The sequence below is a fragment of the Bartonella propinqua genome (assembly GCF_047263965.1).
Lineage (GTDB): Bacteria > Pseudomonadota > Alphaproteobacteria > Rhizobiales > Rhizobiaceae > Bartonella.
On record NZ_JBLEBK010000033.1, the window covers coordinates 1 to 1190 of the forward strand.

Genomic DNA, 1190 nt, shown 5'->3' on the forward strand with positions numbered 1-1190 from the left:
ATGGCAAAGAGCAAATTTGAACGTACGAAGCCGCATGTTAATATAGGTACGATTGGTCACGTTGATCATGGGAAGACCTCATTGACGGCAGCGATTACAAAGTATTTTGGTGAATTTAAAGCGTATGACCAAATTGATGCAGCACCAGAGGAGCGTGCACGCGGAATTACTATTTCCACAGCGCATGTTGAGTATGAAACAGAGAATCGGCACTATGCGCATGTTGATTGCCCAGGGCACGCAGATTATGTGAAGAACATGATTACAGGGGCGGCGCAAATGGATGGAGCGATTTTGGTTGTTTCTGCAGCCGATGGTCCAATGCCACAAACACGTGAACATATTTTGCTTGCGCGTCAGGTTGGTGTTCCTGCGATTGTTGTTTTTCTTAATAAAGTTGATCAGGTTGATGATGCTGAGCTTTTGGAGCTTGTTGAGCTTGAAGTTCGGGAGCTTTTATCGAAATATGATTTCCCAGGGGATGATATCCCGATTATTAAGGGTTCTGCATTAGCAGCTCTTGAAGATAGTAATAAGAGCATTGGTGAGGATGCTGTTCGCCTTTTGATGAATGAAGTTGATAGTTATATACCGACACCTGAACGTCCTGTTGATCAGCCGTTTTTGATGCCGATTGAGGATGTTTTTTCGATTTCAGGTCGTGGAACTGTTGTTACTGGTCGTGTTGAACGTGGTGTTATTAAAGTTGGTGAAGAAATTGAGATTATTGGCATTCGTCCGACTTCTAAGACAACAGTTACAGGCGTTGAGATGTTCCGTAAGCTTTTAGATCAAGGGCAGGCTGGTGATAATATAGGTGCATTGCTTCGTGGTGTTGATCGTGAAGGTATTGAGCGTGGTCAGGTTTTGGCAAAGCCTGGTTCAGTTACTCCTCATACTAAATTTAAGGCAGAGGCTTATATTTTGACGAAAGATGAAGGTGGTCGTCATACGCCTTTTTTCACGAATTATCGTCCTCAATTTTACTTTCGTACTACAGATGTAACGGGAATTGTTACGCTTCCGGAAGGTACTGAGATGGTTATGCCTGGTGATAACGTTGCTATGGATGTTTCTTTGATTGTTCCAATTGCAATGGAAGAAAAACTTCGTTTCGCTATTCGTGAAGGTGGTCGTACTGTTGGTGCAGGTATCGTTTCTAAGATCATTGAGTAAATAATGGTTACTGA

General features: G+C 42.8%; 1 protein-coding gene. It reads left to right on the forward strand.

Annotated features, from left to right (window positions below; genetic code table 11):
- Positions 1 to 1176 carry an elongation factor Tu gene (gene tuf, locus ACMFKV_RS07185; protein WP_336288771.1) on the forward strand — a complete coding sequence of 392 codons (1176 nt, stop codon included), beginning with the start codon at positions 1 to 3 and terminating at the stop codon, positions 1174 to 1176.
- The last annotated feature ends 14 nt before the right edge of the window (positions 1177 to 1190 follow it).

Excerpts from the sequence above, each read along its gene's own strand:
- tuf (WP_336288771.1), top strand. The coding sequence starts at position 1 with ATGGCAAAGAGCAAATTTGAACGTACGAAGCCGCATGTTAATATAGGT.